The organism is Aeromonas sp. ZOR0001 (genome assembly GCF_000801015.1).
Taxonomy (GTDB): domain Bacteria; phylum Pseudomonadota; class Gammaproteobacteria; order Enterobacterales; family Aeromonadaceae; genus Aeromonas; species Aeromonas veronii.
Map to the genome: position 1 here is coordinate 1 of NZ_JRJY01000055.1, position 644 is coordinate 644.

Sequence of the window (644 nt, forward strand, 5' to 3'; positions counted from 1 at the left end):
ATCAAAGCCAAGGGATTGGGGCGCGTAGGCTTTGCCAGCCAAGGCACGGGGTCGCCTGAGTGGATGATGCGACAAGAGCACCGGAGCCCCTGCTACACCACCCGCTGGGAAGACCTGCCGGTGGCGAGGTAGTCCTGAGTCGGTTAGTTGCGGGGCTGGATGGTTTACGCGTCAGGATCCAGTACCTCCCAACGTCCGCTCTTACGCGGCCCAACAAAACGTAATCGCCCTTCTTTGACCAGCATGGCAACAGCTCTCTCCACTACACTTCATCTGCTATTGCATATGTGCTGAACTAGTTGCTCAAATTTGATGAAGTACTACTGGCTGTGATGTATGAGCGCTTCAGGAGCATAGGTAAAATGAAAGAGCCTCGCAGAAGAGGGAAAGGTGGGAAACCATGCTTTTTGCAGTGAGATCAAGACGGTAGGATAGCGCATACTTATAATATATGCGTCCCCCCCCTTGAAATACAGAACCCGCGATATGGTGCGTCGCAGGTTCTGAGTAGCTAGAAGTTAGATAAGAATGTTAAATCCACCTTGGGACTTAAAAGACTCCATTTCAGCTCAGAGTATGTGTGCGGAGGCGGTGTTAGTGGTGCCGCTCGGTACCAGAGCACCGGAGACCATCACAACCACGTC

General features: G+C 52.5%; 1 protein-coding gene. It reads left to right on the forward strand.

The features are described from left to right. Positions 1-15 precede the first annotated feature (15 nt). Entirely contained in the window at positions 16-132 is a 117-nt protein-coding gene (locus L972_RS22120; RefSeq protein WP_269428977.1) for a DUF4113 domain-containing protein, read from the forward strand. Positions 133-644 lie beyond the last annotated feature (512 nt).